The organism is Acidimicrobiales bacterium, assembly GCA_035533095.1.
In the GTDB taxonomy this organism is placed as follows: domain Bacteria; phylum Actinomycetota; class Acidimicrobiia; order Acidimicrobiales; family Palsa-688; genus DATLUM01.
Map to the genome: position 1 here is coordinate 1 of DATLUM010000032.1, position 2,013 is coordinate 2,013.

The following is a 2,013-nucleotide window of genomic DNA, read 5'->3' on the forward strand; positions in this document are numbered from 1 at the left end:
GGAGACATCAAGAGCCGCTCGTCTGCGGTAATCAGCTCGGTGGCGAGCACTTCTGCCAGAGCTATGTACGCCGCGGCATAGGCGGTGACGTTCGAGCGGAGCTCGTAGGCACGCGGCATGAATGGCAAGGTGGGGTATCGGGTCAGCGGGACGTCCGCCAAGTCTTGGACGGCTAGGGCGAAGTTGAGTCCCAACGAGTGGTGTACGAGCCGGCGGTGAGCTGAGGGACCATCCCCCATACGCGACAATCACCGCGCCAACCTCAAGAAGCAGTTCTCACGCAACTACTTGAGGAGGATCACGGTGACTGTCCCTACCACTATCGACGCTGGCGCCTGGCTGGGCAAGTATCTCGACGGCCACGATGGCGACGGCGACCTCGCCCGGGCGATGCTCAAGGCCTTCGCCGAGGCGGTGATGTCGGCACAAGCGTCCATGCAGTGCGGTGCCGCGTACGGCGAGCGCTCCGAGACACGGGAAAACTCGCGCAACGGCTACCGGGTGCGTCCCTGGGACACCAGGCTCGGCACCATCGACCTCTCGGTGCCCAAGCTCCGCCAGGGGGTCTACAGCCCTGAGTTCTTGCTCACCCCCCGCCGGCGGGCCGAGCAGGCCCTGGTGGCGGTGATCTGCCAGGCCTACGTCGAAGGGGTCTCCACCCGCCGGGTGGACGACCTGGTGAAGGCCATGGGGATCGAGGGGATGTCCAAGTCCGAGGTGTCACGCCTGGCCCAAGAGCTCGACCAAAAGGTCGCCGAGTTCAAGGAACGCCCGCTCGACCAGGGCCCCTACCGCTACCTGTGGATCGACGCCTTGACCCAGCGCGTGCGCGAGGGGGGCCGGGTGGTCAACGTCTCGGCGGTGGTCGCCACCGCCGTGGGCGCCGAGGGCCGCCGGGAGGTCGTCGGGTTCGACGTGGTCAGCACCGAGGACACCGAGGCCTGGACGGCCTTCCTGCGTGGTCTGGTGGCCCGGGGCCTCTCGGGCGTGGAGCTCGTCGTCTCCGACGCCCACGGCGGCATCAAGGCGGCTATCGCCACGGTATTCGCCGGCGCCTCCTGGCAGCGGTGCCGGACGCACTTCATGGCCAACCTCGCCTCCCGGGTGCCCAAGAGCGCCTGGCCGATGGTGGCCACCTTGGTGCGTTCCATCTTCGAGCAGCCCGACCACGACGCCACCTGGGCCCAGCTGGCCGTCGTGGTCGACAAGCTGCACGAGACCGGCCTGGCCGACGTGGCCCTCTACCTGCTCGATGCCGCCACAGACATCCTGGCCTTCAGCACCTTCCCCACTGAGCACTGGCCCAAGATCCGCTCCAACAACCCCCAGGAGCGCCTCAACAAGGAGATCCGACGCCGCACCGACGTCGTCGGCATCTTCCCCAACCGAGGGGCCGTCGTCCGCCTGGTGGGGGCGCTGCTCGCCGAGCAGACCGACGAGTGGGCCATCGCCAGGCGCTACATGAGCCAGGAGTCGCTCACGACCGCCCGGATCGAAGCGCCGGCGGACCCGCCACCCCCCGTCCTCGCGGCTGGCGAGGGATGACCGGGCCCGTTCCCGCACCGGTCACTGGCGGTCACAGACGGCCAGGTGCTCCAACGCGCCCCACATCCCAAAGGAGGCTTGCCTTTACGCACACCTCATGATATAAATCACACAGAGAGCTGATTGCGTTCTTGCTGTCAGCTCAGGTTGATGCGGAGATCGTCGCAGCCGACGCTTCGTACACCACTCCTCGGGACTTGACCGGGTCTGCCTCGACCAGCAGTACCGGTCGCTCGGGTGACCAGGTGGCAGCGAGGGCCAGGGCCAGAGTCGTCACCCCGCACGAGCGGGCGGATCCGAGGCAGATGACGGTCACCACAGCTCCCCACCTGGACGAGGCTCGCCTCGCCGGCTGCGGCGAGCGAGGCCACCTCGTCGGCGTTCGACGTCGCAACCTGCAAGGAGAACACCGTCGGACTGCCGGCGTCCGCCGACGCCCCCTGCACTGTCAGCACGGTGGCTTCGATC

The 2,013-nt window shown here is 67.8% G+C and carries 2 protein-coding genes; one reads left to right on the forward strand and one right to left on the reverse strand.

Annotated features, from left to right (window positions below; all coding sequences use genetic code 11):
* Positions 1-303: 303 nt before the first annotated feature.
* Entirely contained in the window at positions 304-1,545 is a 1,242-nt protein-coding gene (locus VNF71_03030; GenBank protein HVA73521.1) for an IS256 family transposase, read from the forward strand.
* A 142-nt stretch (positions 1,546-1,687) separates the two neighbouring features.
* Here VNF71_03030 and VNF71_03035 read toward each other — a convergent pair whose 3' ends face one another.
* Positions 1,688-1,861, reverse strand: coding sequence for a hypothetical protein (locus VNF71_03035; protein HVA73522.1), 174 nt, complete (start codon positions 1,859-1,861; stop codon positions 1,688-1,690).
* Between the last annotated feature and the right edge of the window lie 152 nt (positions 1,862-2,013).